Here is a 14,555-nt window from a genome sequence, read left to right on the forward strand (position 1 = left end):
GTATTTGTCATGATATTAAATAAGAGATTCATCGGATGAGCCAAGCTATCTGTCGACTGATCGCTGAAGAACTGAATGTTCGTTCAGAGCAAGTCACCGCCGCAGTCAACCTAATTGACGACGGTAACACCGTTCCCTTTATTGCCCGCTACCGTAAAGAAGTCACGGGTGGCTTAGACGATACCCAACTACGTAACCTTGATAGTCGCCTTTCATACCTTCGCGAACTTGACGATCGCCGCCAAACGATTCTTAAGTCGATTCAAGACCAAGGCAAACTCACGCCAGAATTAGAGCGTGATATCACTCAAGCCGACAGCAAGACTCGCCTAGAAGATTTATACCTGCCATACAAACCAAAGCGTCGTACCAAAGGCCAGATCGCGATTGAAGCAGGCTTAGAGCCACTTGCCGATACACTTTGGAATGAACCACAGCACGATCCTGAAACCGAAGCCGCTAACTTCATCAGCAGCGATAAAGGCATTGCTGATACCAAAGCGGCACTGGATGGTGCACGAGCGATCATCATGGAGCGCATTGCTGAAGACGCAAACCTACTTGAAAAGATTCGCCAACACCTCACGCGCAACTCAGAACTCGTTTCACGTGTCGTGACGGGGAAAGAACAAGCAGGCGAGAAATTCAAAGATTACTTCGAACACAACGAAACACTCAACAAAGTACCTTCACACCGTGCGCTTGCGATGTTGCGAGGCCGAAATGAAGGCTTCCTAACGCTGGCAATGAATGCTGACCCAGAGCAAGAAGAAGGTGTACGTGGTTCTTACTGCGAGAACATCATCTCTGATCATTATGGCATTACCCTGAGCAGCGCACCTGCAGATGCATGGCGTAAGCAAGTGATTAGCTGGGCGTGGCGCATCAAAGTTTCTATGCACATGGAAACCGAGTTGATGGGCGCGATGAAAGAACGCGGTGAGATCGAAGCGATTGAAGTGTTCGCAACCAACCTTAAAGATTTGTTGATGGCAGCACCTGCTGGCCCTCGCGCAACCTTGGGCTTGGATCCGGGTTTACGCACCGGTTCGAAAATCGCCGTGGTAGATTCAACGGGTAAAGTTCTGGCGACAGAAACCATTTACCCTCACCCACCTCAAAAACAATACGACAAATCTGCGCACGTTGTTGAGCAAATGGTTCGTCAATACAATGTTGATTTGATTGCGATTGGTAACGGCACGGCTTCACGCGAAACAGACAGCTTTGTTGCTGATGTGATTAAACGCGGCAACCTAACAGCACAAAAAATCATTGTTAGCGAAGCGGGCGCCTCGGTTTATTCCGCGTCTGAGTTAGCGGCGAAAGAATTCCCGAACATGGATGTATCGATTCGTGGCGCGGTGTCTATTGCTCGTCGTCTGCAAGATCCACTGGCAGAGCTAGTGAAGATTGACCCTAAATCAATCGGTGTGGGCCAATACCAACACGACGTGAGCCAAACTATGCTCGCTAAGCGCCTAGATGCGATTGTCGAAGACTGTGTAAACGCGGTTGGTGTTGATGTGAATACTGCTTCTGCTGCACTGTTAACTCGTGTTGCTGGCCTTTCTAACACCATCGCCCAGAACATCGTGGACTTCCGAGATGAGAATGGTCGTTTTGAAGCACGTACTACGTTGAAGAAGGTCGCTCGTTTAGGACCAAAAGCCTTTGAACAGTGTGCTGGCTTCCTACGTATTATGGATGGTAAAAATCCACTCGACGCATCTTCGGTTCACCCAGAAGCTTACCCAGTCGTCAAAACCATCGCTGAGAAAAATAAGAAAGACATCAAATCTTTGGTTGGTAATACGGACTTCTTACGTGGTTTACATGCTATTGATTACACCAACGAAAATTTTGGTGTACCAACCGTAAGCGACATCATCAAAGAATTGGATAAGCCGGGTCGAGATCCTCGTCCTGAATTCAAGACTGCAACCTTCGCCGATGGCGTAAATAGCATGTCTGATTTAGAACCCGGCATGATCTTAGAAGGTGTGGTTTCAAACGTAGCTAACTTTGGCGCCTTCGTTGACATTGGTGTTCACCAGGACGGTTTAGTGCATATATCAGCGCTGACCGATCGCTTTGTCTCTGATCCTCATGAAGTCGTGAAAACGGGGGAAATCGTCAAAGTGAAGGTGATGGAAGTCGATGTTCAACGTAAACGTATTGCGCTAAGCATGCGTATGAAAGATGAACCCGGCCAAGACAACCGCGCACAACGTTCAAGTGCACCTCGCACGCAAAACCGCCCAAATCAAAATTCGCAAGGTGGACAACGTCGTCGAGAAGAACCGCAACAAAACGCTGCGATGGGTGGTGCTTTTGCCGCTGCCTTTGCTAAAGCGAAGAAATAATAGGTCAATGAAACGACGGCGTGTCGTGAAATAAATAGCCTGTAAAAACAGAAAACCTGCATCCCTTGGGGTATGCAGGTTTTTTTATTATGTGTTCAAAAAAGACATCAAAACCAGCTGTATCGCTATTTGATCGGTTCACATGAATCATGTTCACAACACCAAACGGTTTACAATACAACTAGCATTCCTGATGGAGCATGAGGCGCAACAGCATGACCATAATGATATTTTATGACCTTACGTCGTTTCTCCATCTGTCCCTCCTGAATCGCCGCATCTAAAACATGCTTTGGCAGGCGGAATCGCATGGTATAGCCTTTTCCTTGATCAGCACTGTATGTTCTCAGTGCCAATAAGCTGAACAGCCTATCAAAAGGATCTTGTGGCTCTTCTTGGCTAATCGAATTGGCCTCTGACTCGTTCTCCATTTCATAACCAGGATGGTCTGAAGGATCCCAAGCCGACTGCTGCCTTCGCTTATCGTCCGGTTTTACCTTTCGCTCTGCATTGGTTTTCGCCAATGCTACGGCGGGAGCGACAGGTTCTCGAACTCTATTATCACGCGCAACTTGCTCTGTTTGCACATTAACGGATGGGGCGATCAGTGGCACACTCACTGCAGTTGCAGGTGACACAATCATCGCGAACTCCTCAAGAATCGCCCATCGTTATTGCTATAACACTGCTGTACTGAGTTACACAGCAGGCATAGCCCAAAACTTACCGCAATCAACTCTGGAGAGAGTGAGGTCTGAGTATCATGCAACGCCTTGGTTAGATCATATATCGACCAAGCCAGCGATAAATTTAGCGATTATTTTCGCGCGAAGCTGACCAGTTCACTGCAAAAGGCATCCGCTTCAGTCATAAAAGGCGCATGTGAAGACTGAGTGAAGATGTATTGTTCGGTATGAGGTAAGGCTTTGCCCAGGTCTTTTGCAACCTTGATTGGCACAAGCCCATCTAATCGACCGTATAAGCGCAGCATAGGCACAGAGATCTGCGGTAATTGTTCACGGAGGTCAACGTCTGACAGCATCTTTAAACCAGCCAATAATGAATCGGGATTCGGCAACGGGCGTGAAAGCACCGCTTGCTTGAGTTGTTTGACATCTTGTCTTGCAGAAGGACTGCCCATGGCTTGCAACGCCATAAAGCGTTCGATGGTGGTTTGAAAGTCTTCAACCAGTTGCTCTGTGAATGCGGTTAATACGTTTGGCTGAATGCCTCGCCATAATACGGGTTCTTTTGCAGCGGCGAATTTAGGAGAACTGGCGACCGTCACCAATTTGCTTACGTAATCTGAGTGATGGAGAGCCATGTGCGTCGCGACCAAACCACCGAGTGACCAACCCACCCAAATCGCTTGCTTGGGCGCGTCGACCAATAGTTGCTGAGCAATCTCTTCAAGATCTTGAGCGTGGCAGTGCGCGCTGTGTCCATACCCAGGAAGATCGACAACATGCACTCGGAAGTCAGCTTCTAAAGCAGTAACCGTTTGCTGCCATACGGCACCATTCATACCCCAGCCGTGAACCAGAACTAAATCAGGTCCTTGCCCTGAAACATGCCAATATAACGCGTCACTCATTCTCAATATTCCCTACTTTTTCCATCAGCAATAACCTACATTTTTCAGTATGGTGAGCAAAAGGAACACCATAACCCAAAAGCATCACAAGCTATGTTATCCGATTGGCTACAAAAACACACACCACGTCTGGTCACACCTCAATGCCACTTATGCAAGCTAGATAAGTCGCACAGCGATGTTCACCCTCGATGGTGTGATTCTTGTCTTAATCTCTTTGAGTCAGTTCCTCGCTGCCAACGATGTGGCTTGAAAACACTGACGATCGTCGAACAGTGTGGTCAATGCTTGTCTCAACCTCCTCCTTGGCATCGTCTCTATTGTGTCGGCGACTACACCTTCCCAACGGCACGTTATATCCAACAGATGAAATACGCCGATAAGTTCTGGTTTGCTCGTGATCTATCAAAGTTATTGGCTTCACGTATCGAGCATCCTGCTCCGCTGATCACCAGCGTACCTCTGCATTGGCGTCGATATATTCATCGAGGCTTTAATCAAAGTCAGCTGCTCGCTAATTACACAGCTCAAGAACTTGGCGTTAAAGATGAGGTGCTGTTCCGGCGAATTCGCTCAACCGCTTCTCAGCAAGGGCTGACTAAACCCGCACGCTTACATAATCTAAAGAGCGCTTTTACGCTTCGAAAACAAGACTTTCAAGGAACTGTCCCTTCTCACGTCGCGATAATTGATGATGTTGTAACCACCGGCAGTACTGTGTATCAATTATGCCAATTACTACTTGAAGTGGGCGTTAAAAGGATTGATATTTACTGCATCTGCCGCACTCCTGAGCCCTCTGGATAATTGCTGTGAATCGCTACTTGTACAGCAATCCAACAAAAAAGGGCTGAATTACAAATCTGACAGGAGTAGAATGGCGCTAATAACCTACAAATCTACTCAGGTATTCGTCGTGTCAAATATTACTATTACAGAAACAGCTCAAACTCACTTTGCCAATCTGCTGTCACAGCAGCCTGAAGGTACAAACATTCGTGTGTTCGTGGTAAACCCAGGCACACAAAACGCTGAGTGTGGTGTTTCTTACTGCCCAACAGATGCTATCGAAGCGTCTGACACTAAGCTTTCTTTCGACGCTTTCTCGGCATACGTTGATGAGCTAAGCCTACCATTCCTAGACGAAGCTGAGATTGACTTCGTAACTGACAAAATGGGCTCTCAACTCACGCTAAAAGCGCCAAACGCTAAAATGCGTAAAGTATCAGACGACGCAACTCTGATAGAGCGTGTTGAGTATGCAATCCAAACACAAGTGAACCCACAGCTTGCTGGCCACGGCGGTCACGTTAGCCTAGTAGAGATCACTGAAGAAGGCGCAGCTATCGTTGCATTCGGCGGCGGTTGTAACGGTTGTTCTATGGTTGACGTAACGCTTAAAGAAGGCATCGAGAAAGAACTTCTTCAACAATTCGAAGGTGAATTGACGGCCGTTCGTGATGCAACTGAGCACGATCGCGGTGAGCACTCTTACTACTAATAATTTTACGACTAGGTACTTCATGATTAGCTACTTCACGACCAAGTACCTTACAACTAAGTGCTACTACGCTAAGCAGTCATGCAGTCTTAGCCAGTAGAAAGTTAAAGATTCAATCAAAAGGTTGATGCGCAAGCATCAACCTTTTTTTGTGTTTAAAACAGCAGAGCGCTTTCGAACCGTCTATTTCTCGTTCAATGCCCATAATGACGGGCGCGTTACCATTTGGAGTAAGGTATTCAAGTGATCGCAATCGGTTCCTGATCCAATAATTCCAGGATATGAAAACTCGGATCTAGGAACTCAACTCTATTTCCCCTATATTAGAATGACTTTATAAGAAAGAATTCCAATGAGCTAAGGAGCGAGCGCAATGACAAAAAGGACCAAGCCAGAAATTTTGGCTCAACAAACTGTCGCTCAATCAAAACTATTCTCTATCGAGTCTCTCGATTTACGCTTTTCAAACGGTGTAGAGCGTACCTACGAACGCATGAAGCCCAGCGGCCGCAACGCAGTAATGATGGTTCCGATTACTGAACAAGGCGATATTCTGTTAGTGCGTGAATACGCAGCAGGCACAGAGCGCTATGAACTCGGCTTTCCAAAAGGGCTAATTGATCCAGGTGAGCAGCCCAATCAAGCCGCCGTTCGTGAACTAAAAGAAGAGATTGGCTTTGGTGCCAACAAGCTTACTCCTCTAAAAGAAGTGATCCTTGCACCCTCTTACTTCTCTAGCAAAATGACGCTGTTTATCGCAGAAGAACTCTACCCTGAGAAACTAGAAGGTGACGAACCAGAGCCACTAGACATTGTGCGCTGGCCACTTGCTCAAGCCGAAGAACTGTTAACGCATCTCGACTTCTGTGAGGCTCGCAGTATTACAGCCCTACTATTAGCCCTTCGTGTATTAAACAATAATTAGAACATTTAGGCTCGCTCGAAGAGTAAGAGAATATTTATGCCAATAACAAAAGATTTGTCTCACCTCCTACCCTCTATCATTGAGATTGCTCGCTCTGCAGGCCAACTCATCTTAGAGATTTACGAGAAAAAGGATTACGAAGAGTTCATCAAGAGTGATGACACTCCAGTAACCAGTGCCGATCTTGCAGCACATAAGCTGATATTAAAAAAACTCACTGAACTCACGCCTGATATTCCCGTATTATCAGAAGAAGACGCCGACATCAGCCTAGAGCAACGCTCTCAATGGGACCGCTACTGGTTGGTTGACCCATTAGATGGCACACAAGAGTTCATCGCTAGAAGTGGCGATTTCGCGACAATTATCGCCCTAATTGAACATAACAAACCGGTTATGGGTGTGGTGTATGCGCCAGTTTCGGGTGTGAGCTATTACGCTTACAGTGGTAAAGGCGCTTGGAAAATCCCTGACCTTAACGACAGCGTGAAAATCAAAACGCATCGCCACGAACTGCCAAACCAATCGATCGCAATGGCAATCAGTCGTCGACAAGACATCAATCGAATCACTAGCCACATGAGCTCTGCTTGGAATTACGATCTAGTACCACTAGGTTCTGCAGCCCTTAAAGCCTGTTTAGTCGCAGAAGGCGCTGTGGATTGTTATCTACGCTTAGGGCCAACCGGAGAATGGGATACAGCCGCAACACAGTGCATTGTTGAAGAAGCTGGCGGACGTATCTTGAATACACAGCTAGAGCCACTCTCTTACAATGAAAGAGAGACGCTTGAGAACCCGAATTTCATTGTATTAGGTGATGCTGACTTGCCTTGGTCAGAAATATTACAGGGTAAAGACTAAACCGCTTGTTCTCTGTAACGACCGATATATTCAAACAAAATGGGCACCTCACTGAGGTGCCCATTTTTTATATCTCATTATTTAATTGCCAGATTGGCTAACCAACAGATGCTAACTTAGAAGTAGATACCGGCCTAAAAACGTCCTTGGTAGGTAAATTGATACTTACCTTGGCTATCAGGGTTACCCAACCACTTAAGTTGGCTCTGCATCGCAGGAGGGAACTCAGCACCCGGTTTAAACCACGCCGCGGATGTGTAGCGTTGATTTGGCGTTACGCTCGCCGAGAGCTCACTGTCCACTTGAACGCTCTTCTGAGCGCCTTTGGCTGCAATAGTACTGTCTTCACAAGTAATATCCGCAATCACAGGGCCAAGATCTAACGAACCCACTGGCGAGTCGACCGCTGCACCAGACCAAGCAAGCGTACCTTCGCCCGATTGGCACCAAGGTTGAGCATGAACCGCATGTTTGATCGTCAGTTCAACTTGTCCTGCAATAGAAACCGGTACTGGGATAGCAGGCGCATATTTCATCACGTTGCTGGCTGGCATTGATGCCACTAAGTTTTCCGCGTAAGCACCGCTCATGCTATACCCGACACGCCCTTTACCTGATAAGTTCATGTCGCTGTTACGGCCAAAGCGAACCGCAAGTTCTGCTTTGGCTTGGAATAGTTTCGAGAACTGGAAGTCCCATTGTACAGAGCCGTAATTGACGCGCTGCCACGCAATATTGTTAGCGCGACCTTGCCAAACAGTGCCTTCAACGCCTTCGATATTTAAGCCACGCACAACTGGCGCATGCTTAAGAGCAAAAGAAGCCGGTAAGTGCAGGAGTAAACTTACCGAGAAAAAAACGATAAAGATGCTACTGAATAGCAGGCCATATTTAAAAGATATACCGCGTTTCACATTAACCTCGTTTAAACTGTAGTCGGTTGACGTCAATAACCCCAGGGCTATCAGAGCGATCAATATCCATAAATTCGACCTCAACACCCTGCTTTTCTTTCAGGTATGTCAGCCAATCAACGAACTTATTAAATGGCACAGGCTTAATCCACACTTGCAACATTTCACCACGTGGTTGTACGCGTATCAGCTCGATGTTAAAACGGCGCATAGAAGCCGGCACCGACTGGTTTAAAGGCTGACTAGCACTAATGCCACCGCTACCTCTTAGTTCAACGACTTGATTGGCTTTGTCCGTTACCCAAGCCAGAAGTTGCTTCTCACTTTGAATACGACTTTGTGCCAGTTCAGCTCGCTGACTGAGTGGCTGTAGTAACCCCCAATAAACAATACCCAACACGAGTAAAATAGAACAACCAATAACTAATCGTTGCTCCCTTTGACTTATTGAAGTCCACCACGCTTGGAGTGGTTCAATCATATTTCTCATCACTGCTCTCCTTGCGTTGGTTACTGACGGGGTTTAAGGGTAAAACTACCAAATACGGCATCGCCATTACGATTCAATGGCCCTTGTTCCACGGCAAACTTCTCTTCGAGTTTCCCTCTGGCGGTCTCGAAATGTTGAAAGTCGGAACTTTTAGCCTGTAGTCGAACCTCAGAACGGTTACCGTCGTAGCGAATAGTTTCAACTTCAATCGATTTCACTTGCCCTAGGGTTTCTGGCAGTAATGCTAGCCATCCAAGTAAGGAATCACCCTCGCCTGAACCACCGTATTTCTTGGCTTCATCGTTCATCTGACGCTTGAGGTAACTCACGGTCGGAATACGTTGTTTATCTGGGAGCACACTTCTAAAAATACGCTCACTTTCCATTCGATAGGCTTGGGCTTGCGCTTCATATTGCTGAACCTTCAACACTTGTTGAGTCACAATTACCGCGACCAGCAAGCAAGCAGCAACCGCCACTTTTTGCCATACACGCCAATATTTACTGAATGAAGATTTGGTTTTAAAAGTGCCAGTCAGTAAATTTACACTGCTTGTGATCGCTTGTTGGCTCAATAAAGCCATCACCAACTCTGCAGGTTTAGCATGCCATTCCATACCACTGTTCTGCTGAACGTCATCGCTCGGCAATGAGGTATAGCTAAAAATTTTAGTTGGTTCTTCCTGCTCATCAGCGACAATCCAGTCACTTTTCAGGAACATCGGTAACCATGCTTCACTGATAGATACAGCTTGATAGTTCCCTTGACGTTGAGAGTTACCTTGACGCAATAGCCAATGTTGGTCGATCTGTAACGCACTGACGCCTTGTTCTTCCAAAGGCACGGCTAGCGTATCTGGCAATACCTTACGAAAGACAATATTGGCTTCGCGAAACTTGTCTAAAGCTTGCTTTAACCACTCACGTTCAACACCGCACACTGTGGCATGAGTGGAATCTTTATCTAAAATGGTTAAGTGCAAGTCTTCGATATCTTGTGCCACTTCGTCTTCTAATAAAAACGGCAGCATAGAATCAAATTGGCGAGCAGCACCTTTTGGGATCTCAACACGCTTAATTAAGCATTCATTTCCCGGCAATAAAGCGATACAACTGCGCTTTTCAGCGTAAGGCGTTAACTCACTAAGCTGTTCCCAGCTAGACAGTTCACCACTTGCTATCACTTCTTGTTGGCTTGTCGACCAAACTAACCACTGCACTGGGCTTTGTGGTTCGTTACTCAGTCGAACGGTCAGAAACTCGCTCACTGATTCCTCCAAAACGACGGCGTACCACCGTCACTGTTTCTCGATTACTACTATAGAAAAGCGTCCGTATACGTACACGTGACTGCTCAACTAATACCTCTGCATCTAGCTCAAAATAGGCGCTATCTACAGTTAAATATGCTTTCGCTTTTTTGCTGACTTCGGCACTCACACCGACAATGGCGGATTCAGCCATAAATGCGTCGACCGTATCCCAACCATCAAATGGGCGTTTGTCTATCAGCTGTTTAGCATCCGATTCACTTAAGCCCGGCGCGAACATCGCTTCCAATAAAGGCGCCTGATTTTCCGTGAGTGTATTCACATTCAACCGGAAGTCATCGGTGGGTAAAGCGCAAACCAAAGGGCGAACTTTATTCATCACCTCACCGGTAACCTGATACACCGCTCGTAGCTCCGATTCATCTGCCATTAAACCATTGGCCGCAAGATACGATGGCTTCATCGCTTCATAGGTGCTGTCTTCTACGCCAGACGAAGAGGTGGTTCGGGTATCAGCATCAACAAACTCCCAGCTTGAATTCGCGATAACTTCAGCCTGATAAGGCTCAATGTCTTGGTTTTCCAACAAGGTTTGCCACACCGTGACTAAATAAGGTGTTTGGTTACTTGAAGTCGTCGCAACCCCAGCTAAAGCATTGAGATTAAAACAAGCCTGTGCATCCACGATACGGCCTTTGACTTGACCATAATCCAATGGGTATACCTGTTCCTCTAACGCCCATGGTTGGCTTAGGTTTACGGTATCACTGTCTTTGTAGCTTTGCCTAATGCCGTCTTGCACGAGCGCTTCAACACCAATGCTATACCAGTAAGCCTGTTGATAATTTAACTGGTTACCAACACGTTTGAATTGAGTAAACAAACGCTCAGACATGCTGCCTGCGATGGTTGCCATGATCGCCAGTAGCATCAGGATCACGATCAGTGCCACACCACGCTGCTTACGCCCTAAGGCAGAACTTCTCTTAGTAAGGCGATTGATTCGGTTAGCCATTATTCCCCTCACTATTTGAAGAGTCATCAGCGTCATCGGCTTGGTCTAACGTACCACTTGGCGTGAGATAAACACGTTCTATCTCACCATAATCTTTCAAGGTCAGCTTTAGTCGTACAGCTTTAGGCAATGATTTATCGGTTTGCCACTCTTTACCCCAACGACTGCCGTCATAAAACTCAAATTCCAAGCTTTCGACATCATCAAGCAGAGGAGTAATTACGCCTTGCTGGCCTGCTGGTGTATCGGGATAGCGCCACCACACTCGCTCAAGCGTTTCTTCTTTGATGCGGTAACCCACTTTCGTCACCTCACCTCGAGGAAACTGCTGTTGCGGGTTATGCCAACCAAGGCGAGTAAACATGATGCCAATACTATCGGAATCCAGTAAATACTCTTTCATTAAAATCAGCTTAGATGATGCTTCTTCACCATTGGTGCGAAACTGTCTCGCTGCCATCTGACGAAAATCATTATCTAAAATGACCAAACTACGTTGCAATTGATTCAAGCGTGCACTGCGTTCGATTGAGATCTCATTACTTCTCTGAACTTGGTTTACAACTTGATAGGCCGCCATACTTAACGTGGCAAAAATAGCGATCGAGACTAAGACTTCGATTAAGGTGAAGCCTCTCCCTTTTGAAGGTAAACCTTGTTTGAATGGCATACAGTTAGAGAAAGCCTTAGTTGACGCCATACTTTTACTTAGCGATCCGTTTTTACTGAGCGGCTTGCTCTTATTTAGCGATCCATTCTTACTTAACGACATGCTTTTATTTAACGACATGCTCTTATTTAACAACATAGCTGCGCACCGTCACTACTGGAGAAGATTTTTTACTGGTTGCCGCGCTCACATCAAATGCCTTTAACGAGTCTCCGCTGGTATCGATTGGAGTTACCTTCCAGAACCACTCTCTTCCTGCCAACTCTTGCGTGCCCTGTGCTTTTTTTAGCTTCTCAGGATGCAGCATGACTAAGGCCATTTGATTATCAACGACCATCGCCGCGAAGGTTTTTTCTTCTAAATAGCTGAGTGTATTGATGTGCTGAGTAACAGCACGAATCACACTGATCGCCGCCGTCGCAAAAATAGCAAGAGCAACCAATACCTCAAGCAGAGTCATACCACGAGAGCGACAAGAAGAAAGGTTATTCCTCTTCATCTTCTTCTCCTGGCTCTAACAATCGAATCACACCATTATCCAACACTCGAATGCGCCAGCCATCTTGTATGGTGTCACCCGTATTTGGATAAAAAGAGAGGATAAATGGCGTCATTTCGGCACTCGACATGATGTAGATCTGCGGTGGTTTAGGCTTCTTTTCTTCTTCAAGATCAGCAAACATATCTTCATCAAACAAGCTTCCTGGATTAAACAACCTATCGTCGTCTTCCCATGCTCCACCGCCTAACGTCAATGACAGCGCGAGTTCTTCTGGTAATTCTGTTGAAGAGGGGATCTTTTCGAAATCAGTTTCTTGCCAACCATCAGACTTCAAAGTCATCAAAACGTAAGTCGATTTCTTTTCATCAATGCGAACACCAAAATCCAATCCACTCAAAATAGCTTCTTCATTGAGTAGCTGAATTCGTTGATAAAAACTTTGAGCGTATTTTTTAGCGACATCTTTACTATTGGTAGGGATGGTCGCGATCACCGCAACCGCCGTTACTGACAGTAGTACCAACACCAACAGAATCTCAATCAAGGTGAAACCTGGCTGTTTTTGCTTAGTTTTCACCTTGTAGACTCCATCTGTTTACGTCCTACCATCAAATAACGACATCAAGCGGCATCAATCGACAATAACGTATCAAGTAACAACAATGCATCAAACAACAATAAGCCGAGGCTTATTGAAAGTCTTGCATGTTCCAGTTGCCGATATCTGCAGCAATACCTTCACCACCTTCTTGGCCATCAGCACCAAGCGTGAAGATATCGATAGTACCGTTGTCGCCAGGGCTTAGGTATTGATACTCGTTACCCCATGGGTCGTTAGGCAGACGCTTGATGTAACCACCGTCACGGTAGTTACGAGGCTCTGGGCTGCTTGGCTTAGAAACTAATCCATCAAGGCCTTGATCTGTTGTCGGATAAACGCTGTTATCCAGTTTGTACATGTCGAGCGCGTTCTCTAGCGCCACGATATCAGTGATGGCTTTTTGTTGGTCAGCTTTCTCTTTGTTACCCAATAGGTTTGGTACAACAAAGCTCGCCAAAACGCCAAGGATAACCACAACAACCATGACTTCTAATAAGGTAAAGCCTGACTGTTTCTTCATTTTATTTTTCATTATTTTCTCCAAATTACAGACAACGAGTTGAAGGTAATGATGTCCTTCGTCTCGATAATCCAAAAACTAACGTCCTATGAGCGACTGATTAACCGCTCATCAAATTATTCATTTCAAGCATCGGCATCAGCGTCGCCATCACAATGAACAGCACTAAGCCTGCCATCAAAGCGATAAGGGCTGGGGTAAAAATGCCTAAGGCGATGTTAACGGTCGACTCAAAACTTTGGTCTTGGTTATCAGCCGCTCTTGTCAGCATCTGCTCCAACTGGCCACTCTGCTCACCACTGGCGATCATATGCAGCATCATCGGCGGGAAAAGCTTGGTTTGATCGAGCGCTTTGCGCAGGCTCGCCCCTTCTCTAACACTATCTGATGCCTGCAGTACTTGTTGTTTCACATGATGGTTCGACATGACATCAACCGCGACCTTCATCCCCTCAAGGATTGGAATCGCGCTTGAGGTACAGATCGATAATGTTCGAGCAAAACGAGAGGTATTAATTCCTTTGGCTATCTTACCGATCAGCGGAATACTCAATAATTTGCGATCCCAACTCATACGAACGCCCGGTTTTTTCAGCGCAGTCTTAACCAGAACAATCACACCAATAGTCAACAACAGTAATTGGATGCCCCAATTCTGGATAAATTCACTCGATGCTAATAAAAATTGTGTCGATTGAGGAAGTTCTTGGCCCATCTGAATAATCGGCTCAACGATCTTAGGTACAACCGTTGCTAATAGGAAAGAGACTATCGTTACTGCAAACACCACCAGCACGATTGGGTAGATCATCGCTTGCAGTAACTTAGAGCGCATCTTTTGACGATTTTCGGCGTAGTCCGCTAAGCGCTCCAATACCGCATCTAAGTGCCCTGATTTCTCACCTGCAGCCACCATCGCTCTGAACAACTCATCGAAGATATGTGGAAAATCAGACAAGCTGTCGGCTAACGAGTAACCTTCAGTAACCTTAGAACGTACTGCCAATAACATGGTGCGAATACGTGGCTTTTCGGATTGTTCAGCCACCGCTTTCAAGCATTCTTCCAACGGCATACCAGATTGAACAAGCGTTGATATTTGACGAGTAATCAAAGCAAGATCAGGGGTGCTGATTCCACGCTTAAAACTGGTCGAGGCTTGAGTGCCTTTCGCATGCTTCGCCTTCGCTTCGGTCATCTCAACCGGCATTAAGCCTTGTTCTTTTAAGCGTTGGCGGGCCTGACGAGCGTTATCCGCTTCGATAGAACCCTTTTTGCTCTTACCTTTAGCATCCAGCGCTTTGTATTCAAATGCCGCCATA

Annotated in this window: 16 protein-coding genes; 5 read left to right on the forward strand and 11 right to left on the reverse strand. The window is 46.3% G+C overall.

The genetic code is table 11. The annotated features are described in order from the left end of the window. The first annotated feature begins 35 nt into the window (after nt 1–35). Complete coding sequence (locus OCV36_RS15560; RefSeq protein ID WP_135455787.1) at nt 36–2,366, forward strand: Tex family protein; 2,331 nt, start codon at nt 36–38, stop codon at nt 2,364–2,366. A gap of 170 nt (nt 2,367–2,536) precedes the next feature. On the opposite strand, the gene OCV36_RS15565 is transcribed toward OCV36_RS15560, so the two are convergent. Further along, nucleotides 2,537–3,010, reverse strand: a complete 474-nt coding sequence (locus tag OCV36_RS15565; RefSeq protein WP_004735616.1) for a hypothetical protein — start codon at nt 3,008–3,010, stop codon at nt 2,537–2,539. A gap of 173 nt (nt 3,011–3,183) precedes the next feature. Continuing rightward, entirely contained in the window at nt 3,184–3,960 is a 777-nt protein-coding gene (bioH, locus tag OCV36_RS15570; protein WP_135455789.1) for a pimeloyl-ACP methyl ester esterase BioH, read from the reverse strand. A gap of 93 nt (nt 3,961–4,053) precedes the next feature. Between bioH and OCV36_RS15575 the strand changes: the two genes are divergently transcribed. The 4 genes from OCV36_RS15575 to cysQ all read left to right on the forward strand — a co-directional run bounded on the left by OCV36_RS15575 (nt 4,054) and on the right by cysQ (nt 7,250). Then, nucleotides 4,054–4,767 carry a ComF family protein gene (locus OCV36_RS15575; RefSeq protein WP_210114714.1) on the forward strand — a complete coding sequence of 238 codons (714 nt, stop codon included), beginning with the start codon at nt 4,054–4,056 and terminating at the stop codon, nt 4,765–4,767. A gap of 109 nt (nt 4,768–4,876) precedes the next feature. Then, entirely contained in the window at nt 4,877–5,461 is a 585-nt protein-coding gene (gene nfuA / locus OCV36_RS15580) for a Fe-S biogenesis protein NfuA (RefSeq protein ID WP_004735612.1), read from the forward strand. Nucleotides 5,462–5,834: 373 nt separating this feature from the next. Further along, nucleotides 5,835–6,386 carry an ADP compounds hydrolase NudE gene (gene nudE / locus OCV36_RS15585; RefSeq protein ID WP_017079321.1) on the forward strand — a complete coding sequence of 184 codons (552 nt, stop codon included), beginning with the start codon at nt 5,835–5,837 and terminating at the stop codon, nt 6,384–6,386. Between the two features lie 36 nt (nt 6,387–6,422). Then, on the forward strand, nt 6,423–7,250 hold the full coding sequence (gene cysQ / locus OCV36_RS15590; protein WP_017076153.1) for a 3'(2'),5'-bisphosphate nucleotidase CysQ: 828 nt from the start codon (nt 6,423–6,425) through the stop codon (nt 7,248–7,250). A gap of 134 nt (nt 7,251–7,384) precedes the next feature. Here cysQ and OCV36_RS15595 read toward each other — a convergent pair whose 3' ends face one another. The 9 genes from OCV36_RS15595 to gspF all read right to left on the reverse strand — a co-directional run bounded on the left by OCV36_RS15595 (nt 7,385) and on the right by gspF (nt 14,554). Beyond that, the gene (locus OCV36_RS15595) at nt 7,385–8,164 is read right to left on the reverse strand and encodes a type II secretion system protein N (RefSeq protein WP_135455792.1); all 780 of its coding nucleotides are present in this window, start codon (nt 8,162–8,164) and stop codon (nt 7,385–7,387) included. 1 nt (nt 8,165) lies between these two features. Then, nucleotides 8,166–8,654, reverse strand: coding sequence for a type II secretion system protein M (locus OCV36_RS15600; RefSeq protein WP_017076155.1), 489 nt, complete (start codon nt 8,652–8,654; stop codon nt 8,166–8,168). A 20-nt stretch (nt 8,655–8,674) separates the two neighbouring features. Next, nucleotides 8,675–9,922, reverse strand: a complete 1,248-nt coding sequence (gene gspL, locus OCV36_RS15605) for a type II secretion system protein GspL (RefSeq protein WP_135455793.1) — start codon at nt 9,920–9,922, stop codon at nt 8,675–8,677. Continuing rightward, nucleotides 9,891–10,940 carry a type II secretion system minor pseudopilin GspK gene (gene gspK / locus OCV36_RS15610; RefSeq protein WP_017076157.1) on the reverse strand — a complete coding sequence of 350 codons (1,050 nt, stop codon included), beginning with the start codon at nt 10,938–10,940 and terminating at the stop codon, nt 9,891–9,893. Before gspK ends, gspL begins: the two co-directional genes overlap by 32 nt. Further along, a complete protein-coding gene (gspJ, locus tag OCV36_RS15615) occupies nt 10,933–11,712 on the reverse strand; it encodes a type II secretion system minor pseudopilin GspJ (protein ID WP_186437106.1) in 780 nt (259 codons plus the stop codon). Before gspJ ends, gspK begins: the two co-directional genes overlap by 8 nt. 22 nt (nt 11,713–11,734) lie before the next feature. After that, nucleotides 11,735–12,109, reverse strand: coding sequence for a type II secretion system minor pseudopilin GspI (gspI, locus tag OCV36_RS15620; RefSeq protein WP_135455797.1), 375 nt, complete (start codon nt 12,107–12,109; stop codon nt 11,735–11,737). Beyond that, nucleotides 12,096–12,689, reverse strand: a complete 594-nt coding sequence (gene gspH / locus OCV36_RS15625; protein ID WP_135455799.1) for a type II secretion system minor pseudopilin GspH — start codon at nt 12,687–12,689, stop codon at nt 12,096–12,098. The genes gspI and gspH overlap by 14 nt, the downstream gene beginning before the upstream one ends. A gap of 112 nt (nt 12,690–12,801) precedes the next feature. Continuing rightward, entirely contained in the window at nt 12,802–13,245 is a 444-nt protein-coding gene (gene gspG, locus OCV36_RS15630) for a type II secretion system major pseudopilin GspG (RefSeq protein WP_009848023.1), read from the reverse strand. Nucleotides 13,246–13,333: 88 nt separating this feature from the next. Continuing rightward, on the reverse strand, nt 13,334–14,554 hold the full coding sequence (gspF, locus tag OCV36_RS15635; protein ID WP_102553936.1) for a type II secretion system inner membrane protein GspF: 1,221 nt from the start codon (nt 14,552–14,554) through the stop codon (nt 13,334–13,336). Nucleotide 14,555: the final 1 nt, after the last annotated feature.

Origin of the sequence: Vibrio echinoideorum (genome assembly GCF_024347455.1) — a bacterium.
Lineage (GTDB): Bacteria > Pseudomonadota > Gammaproteobacteria > Enterobacterales > Vibrionaceae > Vibrio > Vibrio echinoideorum.

Bases quoted from the DNA above. Each gene is read 5' to 3' on its own strand.
- OCV36_RS15560 (WP_135455787.1), top strand. From the start codon at position 36: ATGAGCCAAGCTATCTGTCGACTGATCGCTGAAGAACTGAATGTTCGT.
- OCV36_RS15565 (WP_004735616.1), bottom strand. From the start codon at position 3,010: ATGATTGTGTCACCTGCAACTGCAGTGAGTGTGCCACTGATCGCCCCA.
- bioH (WP_135455789.1), bottom strand. From the start codon at position 3,960: ATGAGTGACGCGTTATATTGGCATGTTTCAGGGCAAGGACCTGATTTA.
- OCV36_RS15575 (WP_210114714.1), top strand. From the start codon at position 4,054: ATGTTATCCGATTGGCTACAAAAACACACACCACGTCTGGTCACACCT.
- nudE (WP_017079321.1), top strand. From the start codon at position 5,835: ATGACAAAAAGGACCAAGCCAGAAATTTTGGCTCAACAAACTGTCGCT.
- cysQ (WP_017076153.1), top strand. From the start codon at position 6,423: ATGCCAATAACAAAAGATTTGTCTCACCTCCTACCCTCTATCATTGAG.
- OCV36_RS15600 (WP_017076155.1), bottom strand. From the start codon at position 8,654: ATGAGAAATATGATTGAACCACTCCAAGCGTGGTGGACTTCAATAAGT.
- gspK (WP_017076157.1), bottom strand. From the start codon at position 10,940: ATGGCTAACCGAATCAATCGCCTTACTAAGAGAAGTTCTGCCTTAGGG.
- gspJ (WP_186437106.1), bottom strand. From the start codon at position 11,712: ATGTCGTTAAGTAAGAATGGATCGCTAAATAAGAGCAAGCCGCTCAGT.
- gspI (WP_135455797.1), bottom strand. From the start codon at position 12,109: ATGAAGAGGAATAACCTTTCTTCTTGTCGCTCTCGTGGTATGACTCTG.
- gspG (WP_009848023.1), bottom strand. From the start codon at position 13,245: ATGAAAAATAAAATGAAGAAACAGTCAGGCTTTACCTTATTAGAAGTC.
- gspF (WP_102553936.1), bottom strand. From the start codon at position 14,554: ATGGCGGCATTTGAATACAAAGCGCTGGATGCTAAAGGTAAGAGCAAA.